13 protein-coding genes and 1 tRNA gene are annotated in these 14,823 nt (G+C 65.9%); 8 read left to right on the plus strand and 6 right to left on the minus strand.

Annotation, left to right across the window (positions count from 1 at the left end; all coding sequences use genetic code 11):
- Nucleotides 1–32: 32 nt before the first annotated feature.
- Nucleotides 33–109, minus strand: a tRNA-Met gene (locus ACFWB0_RS24940).
- A 421-nt stretch (nt 110–530) separates the two neighbouring features.
- Between ACFWB0_RS24940 and ACFWB0_RS24945 the strand changes: the two genes are divergently transcribed.
- A complete protein-coding gene (locus ACFWB0_RS24945; protein ID WP_378493080.1) occupies nt 531–1,049 on the plus strand; it encodes a transglycosylase family protein in 519 nt (172 codons plus the stop codon).
- A 76-nt stretch (nt 1,050–1,125) separates the two neighbouring features.
- Here ACFWB0_RS24945 and ACFWB0_RS24950 read toward each other — a convergent pair whose 3' ends face one another.
- Entirely contained in the window at nt 1,126–4,137 is a 3,012-nt protein-coding gene (locus tag ACFWB0_RS24950) for a UPF0182 family protein (protein ID WP_378493081.1), read from the minus strand.
- 163 nt (nt 4,138–4,300) lie between these two features.
- Here ACFWB0_RS24950 and ACFWB0_RS24955 point away from each other — a divergent pair, with 163 nt between their 5' ends.
- Nucleotides 4,301–4,900, plus strand: a complete 600-nt coding sequence (locus ACFWB0_RS24955; protein ID WP_378493082.1) for a PPA1309 family protein — start codon at nt 4,301–4,303, stop codon at nt 4,898–4,900.
- Nucleotides 4,901–5,007: 107 nt separating this feature from the next.
- On the opposite strand, the gene ACFWB0_RS24960 is transcribed toward ACFWB0_RS24955, so the two are convergent.
- Nucleotides 5,008–6,033, minus strand: a complete 1,026-nt coding sequence (locus ACFWB0_RS24960) for a PDZ domain-containing protein (protein ID WP_378493083.1) — start codon at nt 6,031–6,033, stop codon at nt 5,008–5,010.
- Between the two features lie 87 nt (nt 6,034–6,120).
- On the opposite strand from ACFWB0_RS24960, the gene ACFWB0_RS24965 reads away from it, so the two are divergent.
- The 3 genes from ACFWB0_RS24965 (at nt 6,121) to ACFWB0_RS24975 (ending at nt 9,890) form a co-directional block, all read left to right on the plus strand.
- Nucleotides 6,121–7,548, plus strand: a complete 1,428-nt coding sequence (locus ACFWB0_RS24965; RefSeq protein WP_378493084.1) for a zinc-dependent metalloprotease — start codon at nt 6,121–6,123, stop codon at nt 7,546–7,548.
- Nucleotides 7,549–7,642: 94 nt separating this feature from the next.
- Nucleotides 7,643–8,524: a TOMM precursor leader peptide-binding protein gene (locus ACFWB0_RS24970; protein WP_378493085.1), complete on the plus strand. Its 882-nt coding sequence runs from the start codon at nt 7,643–7,645 to the stop codon at nt 8,522–8,524.
- A 40-nt stretch (nt 8,525–8,564) separates the two neighbouring features.
- Entirely contained in the window at nt 8,565–9,890 is a 1,326-nt protein-coding gene (locus ACFWB0_RS24975; protein ID WP_378493091.1) for an ABC1 kinase family protein, read from the plus strand.
- A gap of 51 nt (nt 9,891–9,941) precedes the next feature.
- Here the strand turns inward: ACFWB0_RS24975 and ACFWB0_RS24980 are convergent, their stop codons facing one another.
- On the minus strand, nt 9,942–10,253 hold the full coding sequence (locus ACFWB0_RS24980; RefSeq protein WP_378493092.1) for a WhiB family transcriptional regulator: 312 nt from the start codon (nt 10,251–10,253) through the stop codon (nt 9,942–9,944).
- A gap of 121 nt (nt 10,254–10,374) precedes the next feature.
- Nucleotides 10,375–10,515, minus strand: coding sequence for a hypothetical protein (locus tag ACFWB0_RS24985; protein ID WP_378493086.1), 141 nt, complete (start codon nt 10,513–10,515; stop codon nt 10,375–10,377).
- Between the two features lie 154 nt (nt 10,516–10,669).
- Here ACFWB0_RS24985 and ACFWB0_RS24990 point away from each other — a divergent pair, with 154 nt between their 5' ends.
- Entirely contained in the window at nt 10,670–11,029 is a 360-nt protein-coding gene (locus ACFWB0_RS24990; RefSeq protein ID WP_378493087.1) for a VOC family protein, read from the plus strand.
- 324 nt (nt 11,030–11,353) lie between these two features.
- A complete protein-coding gene (locus tag ACFWB0_RS24995) occupies nt 11,354–12,244 on the plus strand; it encodes an alpha/beta hydrolase (RefSeq protein ID WP_378493088.1) in 891 nt (296 codons plus the stop codon).
- 3 nt (nt 12,245–12,247) lie between these two features.
- Here the strand turns inward: ACFWB0_RS24995 and ACFWB0_RS25000 are convergent, their stop codons facing one another.
- Nucleotides 12,248–14,413: an ATP-dependent DNA helicase UvrD2 gene (locus tag ACFWB0_RS25000; protein ID WP_378493089.1), complete on the minus strand. Its 2,166-nt coding sequence runs from the start codon at nt 14,411–14,413 to the stop codon at nt 12,248–12,250.
- A gap of 101 nt (nt 14,414–14,514) precedes the next feature.
- Here ACFWB0_RS25000 and ACFWB0_RS25005 point away from each other — a divergent pair, with 101 nt between their 5' ends.
- Nucleotides 14,515–14,784: a mycoredoxin gene (locus ACFWB0_RS25005; protein WP_378493090.1), complete on the plus strand. Its 270-nt coding sequence runs from the start codon at nt 14,515–14,517 to the stop codon at nt 14,782–14,784.
- The last annotated feature ends 39 nt before the right edge of the window (nt 14,785–14,823 follow it).

A 14,823-nucleotide genomic window follows, 5' to 3' on the forward strand; every position in this document is an offset into this window, starting at 1 on the left:
GTCTTCCGAATTCGGAAGACCGGCCTTCGCGTTGGTAGCGGGGACAGGATTTGAACCTGCGACCTCTGGGTTATGAGCCCAGCGAGCTACCGAGCTGCTCCACCCCGCGTTGCAAGAACAAAGTTACACGAACGGGGGAACGAAAGGCAAATCGCCTGCGCCACCGAGGATTCCGAAGCAAATGCGGTGACCCAGGTCACTTTTTACCCATGATCCCCAACACATAACGGATGAATAACATCTTTGTGACGAGAGCGTGATTTTCGCTTATGACCTGCAGAAACCCGCTGACTCATCTCATATTCTGGACGTGGGCCGGTGAAATCTACCTGATGACGCCTCCCCCGATCCCCTTGTACGGTCGGTCCCGGTTCGAATCAACCGGACCACCACCGGACCGCCGCCGCTGAGTCTGCCCCGCGGGAACCGGTGCCTACGAAGATCTTCGGAGGGGCAGAAGCACTGCACAACCCATCACGCCAGAGGTGTCGAGGGAGTGCCGTTGCCGCGAGCGTGAGAGGACCCACAGCATGACCACACCGTTCACCAAGCGCGCCCTTCGTACCGTCGTCGTGACCGGCGCGCTCGCCGCCATTCCGCTCGGCCTCGCCGCCGGCACCGCGTCCGCTGCTTCCCACAACTGGGATGGCGTTGCGCAGTGCGAAAGCGGTGGCAACTGGGCGATCAACACCGGCAACGGCTACTACGGTGGCCTGCAGTTCTCGCAGAGCACCTGGGAGGCCAACGGCGGTGCCGGGAACGCCGCCCACGCGTCGAAGGCGGAGCAGATCCGGGTCGCCGAAAACACGCTGCAGACCCAGGGCCCCGGCGCATGGCCCACCTGCGGCCAGTACCTGACCACCGAGAGCGCACCGGTAGCACCCGCGCCCGAGGCACCTGCCGCCCCGGCCGTACCCGATGCACCGATCGCCGAGGTGCCCGCACTCCCGGCCGAGGTCCAGCAGGCCATCGACGCTGCGGCCGATCTCGCCGCGCAGCATGGTTTCGATGCGCAGTTCTCGCAGCTCGTCAGCGTCGCCGGACTCTGATCCGGACTCGACAACAAGTACCGAACAACGAAAAGGACCCGCCGTCGGCGGGTCCTTTTCATCTCGTCAGTGGCCGTCAGCCGCCACTCGACTGGTAACTCTCGACTGCACGCTGCACTCTCGCGAGCGCATTGCCGTACGCATCGAAGTCACCACTGCTCTGTGCATTGGCCAGCTCGTCGAGCGCTGAATCGAGTTCGGCGACCGCCGACTCACGGCTCGCGGGTGGAACTGTCGCAGAGGGTGCTCCGGGCTCCGGCTGCTGTCCGTCGTCGGGCACCGCACCTTCGGCCGTCTCGGATCGGGTATCGTCCTCGACCTCCGCGCTCGACACAGCCGAACCGCCCGGAGCCGTCGCGGCATCGCCCACACCCTGGCCGAACACCTGGTCCAGCGCTGCCGCCAGGGTCGGTGCGTATCCGATCCGGACTCCACCGCCCGAGCCCGGCTCGCGATAGCTGACCAGCACGCGCGAGAGCTGCGGGAACGTGGAGGTACTCCCCGCCGTCGGGTTACGTTCGGTGTACATCGGCTGGACGTACAGAATGCCGCCCTCGGCGATCGGCAATGTCAACAGGTTGCCGTACTGGATCCTGTTGGATCTCTCGAGCAGTGTCCGTTCCGATGCGACACGGGTGTCGGAGATCATCGCGTTCTGCGTCTGCTCCGGGCCGAAAGTCTGGGTATCGGTCGGTAATTGCAGAATCGTGAACTGCCCGTAGTTCTCCGGGTCTGCCTCCACCGAGATGTAAGCGGACAGGAACTGCCGGTTGTAACCCACCATCGCGGAGGTCAACCTGAATCTGGGGTCGGCGGTCTCCTCGTCGCCCATCAACAAGTAGTACGGCGGCTGATTGGCGGTGGTGTCCACCGTCGGGTCCGCCGGCACCGACCAGAACGCGTTGTTGGTGAAGAACTCGAGCGGCTCGTCGACGTGGTACTTCGCGAGCATTTCCCGCTGAACCTTGAACAGATCCTCGGGGTAGCGGAAGTGCGAGCGGAGTTCGTCGGAGATCTGCTCCTCCGACGTCACGGCGTCGGGGAAGACACCCATCCATGCGTTGAGAACGGGGTCCTGCTGGTCGACCTGGTAGAGCGTGACCGAGCCGTCGTACGCGTCGACAGTGGCCTTCACCGAGTTACGGATGTACGAGACTTCCTTGCGAGGAAGCAGACGCCCGGTGGTCTGGTCGACGCTGTCCTCGAGGAGACCTTCGAGTGAGCTGCGCTGCGCGTAGGGATAGTTGTCGAGCGTGGTGTACGCGTCGACGATCCACACGATGCGGCCGTCCACGGCTGCCGGGTAGGCATCGCCGTCGGCGGTGAGCCACGGAGCCACCTTGGTGACACGGTCGCGCGGGTCGCGGTTGTACAGGATCTTCGAGTCGCCACCGATTGCGCTGGAGAAGAGAATGTTGCGCTCGGCATACGTCGCAGCGAATGCGAACCTGTTGATCCAGTTGCCGATGTCGACGCCGCCCTCACCCGTGTAGGTGTAGGTCTCGGTATCGGTGTCGTACTCCCGGGGGGCAGCCCCGTCCCCTCCACCGACGATCGCGTAATCGGGGCTGGCCTCGGCGATCACCTCGCCGAAGTAGATGCGCGGCTGCTCGACGGGGATGACCTGATTGCCTGCCGCCTGCGACGCGAGGTCGCTGATCATGTAGACCGGGTAGCCGCTGTTGCTGTTCGCGGCTTCTTCGGCCGAGGTGCTCGCGGCAGCGTTCACCCGGTTTGCGGGAGCCGCGACGAGTCCGTTGCCGTGGGTGTACACGGTGTGGCGGTTGATCCAGTCGGTCTGGTTCCCGGTGAGACTCGTGGGAGACAACTCACGAGCTGCGACGATGTAGTCCTCGACGCGGCCGTCGACCTCGTAGCGGTCGATATCCAGAGACTCGGGATATCCGTAGAAGTTCTTGAGCTGAGTCTGCTGTGTGAAGGTACGAGGCAGCACGTTCGGATCGAGAAGGCGGGTGTTCGCGATCGTCGTGAGGTCGGCCGGGACCTCCTCGGGCGAAACCGTGCCCACACCCGGATAGTCCTCGTACGTGACCTTGTCGTCGGTGATGCCGTAGGCCTCACGCGTGGCCGCGATGTTCCGCTCGATGTACTCGCGTTCCTTGACGGCTGCGTTCGGTCGGACCGAGAACTGCTCGACCATGAGCGGGTAGATCGCGCCCACGAGAATCGACGAGAGCACCAGCAGCGCTGTGGCAAGTGCAGGAATCCGCAGATCGCGGAACACGATCGCCGCGAAGAACGCGATCGCACAGATGATCGCGATCGCCATGAGGATCAACTTGCCGGGCAGCACCGCATTGATGTCGGTGAAGCCGGCACCGCTGAACGTGGGCTCTTTCCGGCCGCTCCACAGCAGTTCGTAGCGGTCGAGCCAGTAGGCCACGGCCTTGAAGGCGACGAACAATCCCGCGAGCACGGCCAGCTGGATACGCGCGGCCTTGGAAATGCTGCCGCCGCTGCCGCCGCGACCTGCGAGCCGGATTCCGCCGAAGACGTAGTGCGTGACCAGGCTTGCGAAGAATGCCAGGATGATCGCCACGAACAACCAATTGAGGACGAACCGGAAGAACGGCAGGTCGAAGGCATAGAACCCGACATCCAACCCGAACTGCGGGTCGGTGGTGCCGAACGATCCCCCATTGAAGAACATCTGGACCGTCACCCAGCTCGACTGGGCGATCAGGCCGGACAACACACCGATGCCGATCGGAATGCCGAGACCGAAGGCGCGCATCCGCGTCATGACCGTCGTCCGGTATCGCGCGATCGGGTCGCCGGGCCCTGAGGTGGGCACGAATACCGGGCGCGATCGGTAGGCGAGGAACAGTGCAAGCCACAGCACCGCCGCCACCAGGATGCCGACGACGAGGAACAACGCGACTCGTGTCAGGAGAACTTTGACGTAGACGGCGCGGAAGTCGACAGAGCCGAACCACAGCCAGTTGGTATAGGTATCCAGAATTCTCGGGCCGAGGAGCAGCAACACGGCCACCACCAGGGCAAGTATCAGCAGAGCCTTGCTTCGTTTCGACAGGCTCGGTACTCCGGTCGGGGGCCTCATGCCCACGTGCCACGCTCCCAACTCGTACGGCGACGCGGGGATCCGCGCCGTCTCTACCTCGTGTCACAACCGGTGACCGTTTCGCCCTACTCTACGGAAACCGCGTGCCGAGGGTGCACCCACCGCTCCGGTGAACACATTCAGTTCTCTCGGATGTCAGGATAGGCATGTGAACGATCACCTTCCTGTTCCTTCTCCCGATGCGCTCTCGCATGCCGTCCACGAGATCATCGATTTCGTCGATGCGGAGGGCTGGGACCGGCCTCCGGTGATGTTCGCGCTGGTCCCCACCGCGCTGCTCGCGGCAGCGGAACCGACCCTCAGCGACCAACTCGACGACGGCCACGAGTACACGCCGATCGTCCAGCATCTGCTGCCCGACGACGTCGAAGGCGGCAGTCCTGCACTGGACGAGTTCCTCGCGACCACCAGCTGGCCGGAGTCGGTATCCGGGTGTGCGCTCGTGCAGGAGATCGTAGTGCTTCCCCCGAGTGCGGAAACCGACCTGGACGAGGCCCTCGTCCCCCGGCTCGCCGACCGGCACGCAGCCGACGACGCGGCGCTCGGCGCTGCGCATGCTCATCCCGACCGTCGCGAGGCCCGCCTGATCACCGCGGTGCTGCGCGACGGCCCGTCGATGAGCCTGCTCGAACTTCGCCCCACCGACGACGATCCGTTCGCGGGCGCCGAACTGCGCGTCGCCGATGATCTCGCGCCCCAGGTCGTCGAGGCGCTGTACGCGACGCTCGAGGCCGAGAACGACGACTGAGCCGGGCCTCCGTCCAGTCGCGTTTCGGTCGGTCACCGATCGGTTGAATCGCAGTCGATTCAACCGCAGGTCGGTTCAATCGCAGGCCGGTTCAATCGCAGGCCGGTTCAATCGCAGGTCGGGGCGTCGCCGCCCGAGGTGACCGACGCGAGTGCGTCGATCGCGCCTTCGAGGGTCTCCACCTCGATCAACCGGACCCCGTCGGGCGCTCCAGACAACGCCTCGGCGCAGTTGTCGGCCGGAACCAGGAAGAACTCGGCGCCGCCCTCCTCGGCTGCAGTCAGCTTGTGGGTGATGCCGCCGATCGGACCCACGACACCGTCGGAGTCGATCGTGCCGGTGCCCGCGACATGCGCACCGCCGTTGAGTGCACCCGGGCTCAGCTTGTCCACGACAGCGAGGCTGAACATCAGGCCCGCCGACGGGCCACCGACATCGGCCAGGTTGAACGAGACGGTGAACGGCACCTCTGGAATCTCTTCGGTGCCGATTCCGAGGAAGCCCTTGTCCGGGTCGCCCGGGCGCTCCCCGACGGTGACGGGAACGACTTCCTCGGAGCCGTCACGTTCGACCGTGATCTCGAGGTCGCTGCCCGGCTCGGTGTCGCCGACCGCGCGCTGAACCTGACCGGCGGTGCTGACCGTGCTACCACCGACAGCGAGGATCCGGTCGCCTTTCTGCAGCAGATCCGTGGCCGGGGCGTCGTCGGCCACCTGTGCGACACGGAGGGTGACGGGCATGTCCAGATAGTGGAGTGCTGCAAGTTCGGCACTGCGCTCGGACTGCGCGAACTGCGCGTGATCTGCAGCTTTGACCTCGTCCTTGCTGCGGGTCGGCGGATACACCTGCTCACGCGGCGCCAGACCGTAGCGTCCGCTGAACCAGGCCAGGAATGTCTGGGCCAGGGTCAGATTGTCGGTGACACCGACCGTGGTCATCACCAGTTCACCGGTCGTGGGGTCGGGTTCGATGCCCTCGAGTTCGATGACCGGCGTTCCATCGACGTCGCCGAGAGTATCGAAGGTCGGTCCGGGACCGAGTGCGACGTAGGGCACGCGCACGTTGAAGGCCAGCACCGCGAGGACCACTACCGGGAGCAGGACGGCAAGAGGCATCACGAGGCGTCGATTCACCCGGCCAGGGTAGCGGGCGGGCGATGTTCGCGTTCAGCGTGACCACACCGACCGTTTCAAGCTCCGTCCCCTTGTACCGTTGACGGTATGAGCGACACCCCCTTCGGATTCTCGAACCCCGACGACGATCCCGACCGCAAGAAGGACGGGGGGTCCGACAGCGGTGCAAGCGGCTCGGAGGGCGGTAGCCCGTTCGGTTTCGGACTGCCCGGCAGCGGCGGCGACAACCCGTTCGGCGCGCAGGGCTTCGACCCGTCCCAGTTCGGCCAGATGCTGAGCCAGTTCGGTCAGATGCTCAGCGGAATGGGCAGCGCGATGGGAACCGGTGGATCCGGTCCGGTCAACTACGACGTCGCCACCAAGCTGGCGCGTCAGCAGATCGGGTCGGTCACCCCGGTATCCACGGGCACCACCGATGCCGTGCGCGACGCTGCACGCCTGGCCGAGCTGTGGCTCGACGCTGCGACGACACTGCCTGCGGGCGCCACCAAGGCCGTGGCATGGACACCGGTCGACTGGCTCGACAACACGCTCGACACCTGGAAGCGTCTCGCCGACCCGATCGCCGAGCAGGTCAACGGCATGATGGTGCAGGGGCTTCCCGAGGAAGCCCGAACCATGGTCGGGCCGATGATGGGCATGTTCTCCCAGATGGGCGGCCTCGCGTTCGGTTCGCAGCTCGGTCAGGCGCTCGGCCAGCTCTCGAAGGAAGTACTCACCTCGACCGACATCGGGATCCCACTCGGACCGGAAGGTACTGCGGCGTTGATGCCCGCGGCCATCGAATCCTTCGGTGAGGGACTCGAACAGCCGGCTCAGGAAGTGCTGGTGTTCCTGGCGGCACGCGAATCCGCCCACCAGCGCCTCTACAGCCATGTGCCGTGGCTGCGTCAGCGGCTGCTCGGCGCGGTCGAGGAGTACGCCCGCGGAATCAAGATGGACTTCTCGGCCATCGAAGATCTCGCGCAAGGCATCGATCCGGCGTCGCTGACCGACCCCGCGAAGATTCAGGAGCTTCTCGGCCAGGGCGCGTTCGAACCTCAGACCACACCGGAACAGAAGGCCGCGCTCGAACGGCTCGAGACGATGCTGGCGTTGATCGAGGGCTGGGTCGAGATCGTGGTGTCGGACGCTCTCAGCGATCGTCTCCCCGGTGTGTCGGCACTGAGCGAGACGCTCCGCCGTCGACGCGCCACGGGCGGTCCCGCAGAGCAGACCTTCGCGTCGCTGGTGGGCCTCGAACTCCGGCCCCGGAAACTGCGGGAGGCCGCGACGCTGTGGCGTCGCCTCACCACCGATGCGGGCGCGGACGCGCGCGACAAGGTCTGGGCACACCCCGACCTGCTCCCCGATTCGTCCGATCTCGACAACCCCACCGCATTCGTCGACCGAGTCATCGGGGACGAAACCGACTCGTTCGACGATCCCATCGCGCAGCTGAAGGCGATGATGGAACGCGAGGAGAACGAGCGCGAGAAGAACTCGGACGACGAGAATCCCGACGAATCGCGCTGAGACCGTCTTTACGCTGGTCACAGGCATTCAGCCCTGTGGATAACCCAGGCCGGACAACCCCGGACGAAGCAACGCGGCTGAGAAGCTTCCCGGTATGACCAGTTCCCTTCGCACCGAAGCGTCGGTCGATACCGACACGCACCCCGGCCTCTCGTTCGATCCCTCGCTGCTCGTGTTGAGACGTTCCGATGGTCGCGTGCAGCTCGGGTGGGGGCCCGAGACCGGACGCATCATCGTCCCTCCCGAAGGTCTCGACGAATTCGATGTGCGTACCGTCCTGCAGTTGCTGGACGGTACGCACACCGATGACGAACTGGTCGCCACCGCGGTCGAGCGGGGCGCGGATGCGGCCGGGGTTCGGTTGCTCCTCGACGACCTCGTGGCAACCGGGATCGTCCGGGGCTCGGCACCACCCCGTACCCGTGTAGCACCCGAGCCCGCGCAGCGGATCCGGATCTACGGTGACGGCCCGCTCGCCGATGCACTGTGCACGCAGCTGTCGTTGCGGGACACCAAATGGTTTCGGGCGAGTCGGTACACCGGCGACGAACGGCTCCGCGAAGACCTCGCGTGCGTGGTCCTCGCGGATGTCCAGGTGCCCGATCCACTCGTGGTTCGCGACCTCATGCGTCACCGCGTACCGCATCTGACGGTCCGTACGAGGGACGGGCGCGGAATCGTGGGTCCGTTCGTCGTCCCCGGCAGCACGAGCTGTCTGCGGTGTGCGGATCTGACCCGCACCGATCTCGATCCCTCGTGGCCCGTACTCGCCGCCCAGCTGTGGGACAGGCCGGGGCACGCCGAACGCGCGGTAGTTCTCGCCACGGCTGCCCTCGCCTTGGGAGAGCTCGACACAATTCTTGCCGGATCCGCGTCGCCCGCTGTGGCCGATCACACCGTGGAAGTGGATCTGTCGTCATACCGACTTTCGAGGCGCCGCTGGTTTCGCCATCCGGACTGCGAGTGCACCGGGTGACCCGGACCCCGGGGCGGCCATCATGTGGGTGCGTTCAGGCATGATGGTGTGCGTGGCAGACATCCCTCGCAGAAGTTCTTCCCGCACGGCCAAACTCGCGACCATTCCGTTGGGCATCGCGGGACGCGCCGCAGTGGGCTTCGGCAGGCGTCTGGCCGGAGGCGATCGCGACGAGATCGACGCCGAGATGGCCGCGAAGGCTGCCGAGCAGCTGTTCACCGTGCTGGGCGAGCTCAAGGGCGGCGCCATGAAGCTCGGACAAGCGCTCAGCGTGATGGAGGCTGCGGTTCCCGAGGAGTTCGCCGAGCCGTACCGAGAAGCACTGACCAAGCTCCAGGCGGAGGCGCCGCCACTGCCTGCCAAGGCCGTGCACCATATGCTCGACCAACAGCTCGGCACCAAGTGGCGCGAGCGTTTCGCATCGTTCGACGACGTGCCGACCGCGTCGGCCAGTATCGGCCAGGTGCATCGGGCCGTATGGTCCGATGGCCGCGACGTTGCGGTCAAGGTCCAATATCCGGGCGCCGACGAGGCACTGCGCGCGGATCTGAAGACGCTGTCGAGGTTCGCGAGCCTGTTCTCGACCGTGATGCCGGGCACCGATGTCCGGGCAATCCTCGATGAACTCTCGGATCGCACCGAGGAGGAACTCGACTATCGGACCGAGGCCGACAATCAGCGTGCGTTCGCGAAGGTCTTCGAGCACGACCCACAGTTCGTAGTGCCCCGCGTCGTCGCGAGCGCCCCCAAAGTCACTGTGACCGAATGGCTTTCCGCAACCCCTCTGTCTTCGATCATCACCGGCGGTACGCGGGAGCAACGTAACCGCGCGGGTGCCCTGCTCGCCGAGTTCCATTTCTCCTCACCGGCACGAGTGGGCTTGCTGCACAGCGATCCGCACCCGGGCAATTTCATGCTGCTCGACGACGGACGTCTCGGCGTCATCGATTTCGGCGCCACGGCAGCGATGCCGGACGGCTTTCCACCGGTGCTGGGCCGGATGGTCCGACTTGCACTCGACGAACGGTTCGACGAGCTGACACAGCTGTTGTACGACAACAAGTTCGTGCTGCCCGGCCGGACGGTGACGGACCGGGAGATCGCCGATTACCTCCGCCCGTTCACCGACCCGATCCGGACCGAGTCGTTCCATTTCACTCGCTCATGGCTGCAGCAGGTGGCCGGCGTGGCCACCGACTTCTCCGGTCCTCAGTTCCGAACCGCACGGACGTTGAATCTCCCGCCCGAATATCTGAGTGTCTTCCGGGTCCTGCTGGGTTCGGTGGGGATCTGCGCCCAGCTCGACGCGTATGCGCCGTACATGCGGATCCTCACCGAGTGGCTGCCCGCGTTCGTCGACGAGTGACCGCCCCGCGCGGCCGTGCGGAGCATGTCCCCCCACGGCCGCCGGAGCGGCTCATGCACATACCAATTCCTTGTCGGGATCGGTGACCACGGGATTCTTGCGCGGCCGCCCGCGGGGGCGCTTGCGTGCGACGATCGCTCCGCGGTCGAGGATTTCGCCGCCCCACACGCCCCAGGGCTCTTCGCGGTCGAGGGCTGCTGCCAGACAGCGAGAACGCACAGGACATGCGGAACACAGTTCCTTGGCGCGTTCGAGACCGTCGGGTGTCTCCGCGAACCACAGGTCCGGGTCGTAGTTGTGGCACGGCAGGATTCCGGCACGCACACCGGTATCTCCGTCGGAATCGTGCGGGGCGGTCGACAGAGTGTCGCTCGGCACGAGAACTCCTTTTCGGTGGTTCGGATGAAATGCGGTGCGAACCGAGCCGAAAATCAGAAAGGCCACGGTCCGCTGGGCGGGGTCCGTGGCCTGGAATCGGATGCGTCTACCGGAGGCGAACCTCGGGCAGAGTCCTGACCACGGACGAGACGGCTGCTGCACGCTCACGACGGGCGCGCGGAGCAGCCACGTCGGCTGCCCCGGCGGCGGGGGCAGCGATGAGCGCGAGCGCTGTGAAGCCGAGCATCGGTGCTACCTCCTGCCGTGATTCGTGCACGGGCTCTCCCGTGACATCGTCATCCAGAGTAGTGATGCCTCCGCGGATGGCACAAGTTATTTTCTACCTGCGGTTTTGTCGCGATCTCTGCCTTCCCGCGCCCGATCGCGGTTACGGTGGACGCATGGCACTCGCGACGACGAGATTCCTTCCGGTACTCGATTGCCCCGATCCACGGGCCCTCGCCGGCTTCTACGGCGAACTGCTCGGCTGGCGTATCTCGGATGACCGGGACGAGTGGGTGGAACTCGCCCGGGACGATGCCACTGCGATGGCATTCCAGCGCGCACCGGACTTCGTTCCTCGCATGTGGCCGGGAGAAGGCGTCTTCGCCCACCTCGACTTCCACGTCCCCGACCTCGATGATGCCGAGCGAGTGGCACTCGACCTCGGTGCCACCCGCATCGACGGCCTCTCGCCGGCGACGTCCTTCCGGGTGTTCCGCGATCCGGCAGGACACCATTTCTGCCTGTGCAACGGCTGACGAAGCCACACCACACGACGCCGATGACACTTGCGGCCGCACTCGACACGGAACCGATCGGCGCTCTCCACCCACAGAGGTGAGTGAGGGTTTCCGGGCCGAGACCGGATCGCAACCGACCCAACATCGCCCCGCAACCCCCTCCGCCTTATGGCGTGCAACCATCTGGTGGTGCAGAAGTTGTGTGTGGGCTCAATGTTGCGTGTGTTGTCGATTTCGGCTGCGGCCATGGCCCTCGGGATCGGAGCAAGCACGCCGGTCGCGGCGGAGCCTCAACCGTCAGCGCAGCCCTCTGCGGAGCCTCAACTGTCGGAGAGTAGTGCAGTGTCGAACCGGGCACCGCACGTGGTGGAGACCCGGGCACTCTCCCCCACCCACACCATCGTCGACGTCTATTCGCCGGCGATGGACCGAGTCATCTCCAACGACGTTCTCCGACCCGCACACGGCGGCTCGCTGCCCACCCTGTATCTCCTCAACGGTGCACTCGGCGGAGAGGACGGCGTCGGCTGGATGAACAATTCACAGGCGCCCGAATTCTTCGCCGACAAGAATGTGACGGTCGTACTGCCGGTCGGCGGACGCTTCAGCTTCTACACGGACTGGGGGGCCGCCGACCCGATCCTGGGCGTGAACATGTGGGAGACCTATCTGACCCGGGAACTGCCGGGTGTCATCGACCGTGAGTTCGGCGGGACCGGACTCAACGCCGTCGCGGGGTTGTCGATGAGTGGCGGGCCCGCACTGGATCTCGCGATCCAAGCGCCGGAGTTGTATCAGGCCGCCGCATCGTTCAGTGGGTGTCCGGCACCGAGCAACCTTCTTGCCACCGTGGGTATCTCGACGATGATCGCCAGCGGCCTGAACAACCCCTTCAACATGTGGGGCCCGCCCGGCAGCCGAGGGTGGAGAGCGCACGATCCCGCAGCCAACGCCGCGAAACTGGCGGGCACCGCCGTGTACGTCAGCGCGTCCCGCGGAGCTGTCGGCGCAGTGGACAAGATCCCCGACGGTGCGACCCCGCCGGTCGGCGGCATGGTGGTCGAGGCACTCGTCCACCGATGCACCGCACTGTTCGTCGACGCCCTCGAAGACGCGGGTGTCCCCGCGACAGTGTCGATGCGCGACACCGGTGCACACACGTGGGCGCTGTTCGAAGATCAGCTACGCGAGGCGTGGAGTACCACGATCGCCCCCGCACTGCAGACACGCTGAGCCCTACAGGTCGAGGGCCTCTGTGGTCCGCTCACCGCGCACGAGCGCGAGGACGTCGGCCCCGAACTGTTCGAGCTTCCTCGCCCCGATGCCCGGGATCGCCACGAGAGCCCGAGCGTCGGCGGGTTGCTGTTCGGCGATCGCGACCAGGGTGTTGTCGGTGAACACCACGTAGGCTGGCACTTTGAGCTCTTTCGACCGGTCGCGTCGCCAATCCTTCAGCGCCACCAGCAGGTCTTCATCGAGGTTCGACGGACACCCTTCGCACCGGCCGAGCTTCGTGGAGGTCGACGTCATCAACGACTTCCCGCAGACCCGGCACTGCGGGCGCTTCTTCTTCGGCGGCGCCGGTTCGACGATCTTCGACGCCGGCGAACTGTCGGGGATCAAACCCAGCAGGAATCGCGATCGCCGGCGAGACTTGCGCCCACCCTCGGTACGCGACAGCGCCCAGGACAACTGCAGATGCACGCGCGCACGCGTCACCCCGACATACAGCAGCCGACGTTCTTCCTCGATGCCGGCTTCGTCCGGTGCGGTGTCCTTGTCGCCTGTGACGTGCGTGATCGGCAACATGCCGTCGGTGAGCCCGACGAGGAACACGGCGTCCCACTCGAGCCCCTTCGCCGCGTGCAGCGACGCGAGGGTGACGCCCTGCACGGTCGGTGGCTGCCGGGCTTCGGCGCGCGCGGCGAGATCGCGTAGCAGGCTCGCAAGGGTGAGGTCCGGTTCGTGTTCGAGGAGTTCCTCGGTGAGCTGCACGAGAGCGGTGAGCGACGCCCACCTCTCGCGTGCCTGGGTGCCTGCAGGTTCGGCGTCGGTCAGGCCGAGGGGGACGAGAGTGGCCCGGACCAGGCTGATCAGGTTGGTTCCACGGTCTGCGTCCTCGGGAAGGTCGTCGCGCGAACCGGTCTTCCGCAGCTCGTTCACTGCCTGGCGCACCTCGGCGCGCTGGAAGAACCCTTCGCCCCCACGCACCTGGTAGGGAATGCCGGTCTCGGTGAAGGCCTGTTCGTAGGCCTCGGACTGAGCATTGATCCGGTACAGCACGGCGATCTCGGACGCCGCCACACCGTCGCGCAGCAGCTTGGCGATGGCCTTCGCGACAGCTTTCGCTTCGGCAGGTTCGTCGTCGTACTCGGCGAAGACCGGCTCGGGCCCCGGTGGGCGCTGACCGATCAGCTGGAGCCTGGTTCCGGCGATCCGGCCCCGCGCCTGGCCGATCACCCGGTTCGCAAGGTCGACGACCTGTGGAGTTGATCTGTAGTCGCGTTCGAGCCGGACCATGGTGGCTTCGGGAAACCGGCGGGAGAAATCGAGCAGGTGCTTCGGTGAGGCGCCCGTGAACGAGTAGATCGTCTGGTTCGCGTCGCCGACCACCGTCAGATCGTCTCGCTCGCCCAGCCAGGCGTCGAGCACACGCTGCTGCAACGGCGTCACGTCCTGGTATTCGTCGACGACGAAACAGCGATATCGGTCGCGGAACTCCTCGGCCACCGTGGGATTGTTCTCGAGGGCACCAGCCGTCTGCAGCAGCAGATCGTCGAAGTCGAGATAGATGCCGTCCTCGCCTCGGTTCTTGAGGGATTCGTATGCGGCGTAGACCTTCGCGACCCGCTCGGCGTCGGCGGGTGGCTCACGCCGTGCCCGAGCCGCTGCTGCGGGGTAGTCCTCGGGTGCGTGGAGCGACCCTTTCGCCCATTCGATCTCGGAGAGGAGGTCGCGGACCGTGTCGGTATCGGTCGGAAATCCGGCGCGATGCGCGGCCTGCGACACGACCGCGAACTTGCGGTCGAGCAGGTGCCACGGAATGTCACCGACCACCTGCGGCCAGAAGTAGCGCAACTGCCTCAGAGCAGCAGCGTGGAACGTGCGTGCCTGAACCTGCGGGCCCGATCCGCCGACGCCGAGCTCCCGAAGCCGTGAACGCATCTCTCCCGCGGCGCGCGCCGTGAAGGTGACGGCGAGGACCTGTCCGGCCGAGACGTGGCCGTCGGAAACGAGGTGAGCGATCCGGCGCGTGATGGTGCGGGTTTTGCCGGTACCGGCGCCTGCGAGAACACACACCGGCCCTCGGGGGGCGAGGACTGCCGCTGCCTGTTCCGGGTCGAGACCGTCCACCGCCGCTTCCACACGCATGGCCTCCATCATGACAGTGCGGACCGACATCACGCCCGTCCGGCGTCACCTTCGGGCACGCCGCCTGTGTCGCAGAACACATTTCGGCGTGGAGCGGAACAGATCAGAGGCCGTGCGACGTTGTCGCCGTCATGACGACCCCTGATCTGACGAGCCCCGAATCGCCCGCTCTCACCATCTACTCGACCACGTGGTGCGGGTACTGCAAGCGCCTCAAGAAGCAGCTCGACGAGAACGGCATCGGCTACGCCGAGATCGACATCGAGTCCGATCCCGCAGCCGCAGAGTTCGTCGGCAGCGTCAACGACGGCAATCACATCGTTCCGACGGTGAAGTACGCGGACGGAACCACCGCAACCAATCCGCCGCTCTCTGCGGTCAAGCGCGCACTGGGCCTGTAGTCGGCCACGAGTCGGGCGGTGCCGGTCACAGACCGGCAC

Origin of the sequence: Rhodococcus sp. NPDC060086, from assembly GCF_042730275.1 — a bacterium.
Lineage (GTDB): Bacteria > Actinomycetota > Actinomycetes > Mycobacteriales > Mycobacteriaceae > Rhodococcus.

Excerpts from the sequence above, each read along its gene's own strand:
- ACFWB0_RS24945 (WP_378493080.1), top strand. The coding sequence starts at position 531 with ATGACCACACCGTTCACCAAGCGCGCCCTTCGTACCGTCGTCGTGACC.
- ACFWB0_RS24965 (WP_378493084.1), top strand. The coding sequence starts at position 6,121 with ATGAGCGACACCCCCTTCGGATTCTCGAACCCCGACGACGATCCCGAC.
- ACFWB0_RS24970 (WP_378493085.1), top strand. The coding sequence starts at position 7,643 with ATGACCAGTTCCCTTCGCACCGAAGCGTCGGTCGATACCGACACGCAC.
- ACFWB0_RS24975 (WP_378493091.1), top strand. The coding sequence starts at position 8,565 with ATGATGGTGTGCGTGGCAGACATCCCTCGCAGAAGTTCTTCCCGCACG.
- ACFWB0_RS24985 (WP_378493086.1), bottom strand. The coding sequence starts at position 10,515 with ATGCTCGGCTTCACAGCGCTCGCGCTCATCGCTGCCCCCGCCGCCGGG.
- ACFWB0_RS24990 (WP_378493087.1), top strand. The coding sequence starts at position 10,670 with ATGGCACTCGCGACGACGAGATTCCTTCCGGTACTCGATTGCCCCGAT.
- ACFWB0_RS25000 (WP_378493089.1), bottom strand. The coding sequence starts at position 14,413 with ATGTCGGTCCGCACTGTCATGATGGAGGCCATGCGTGTGGAAGCGGCG.
- ACFWB0_RS25005 (WP_378493090.1), top strand. The coding sequence starts at position 14,515 with ATGACGACCCCTGATCTGACGAGCCCCGAATCGCCCGCTCTCACCATC.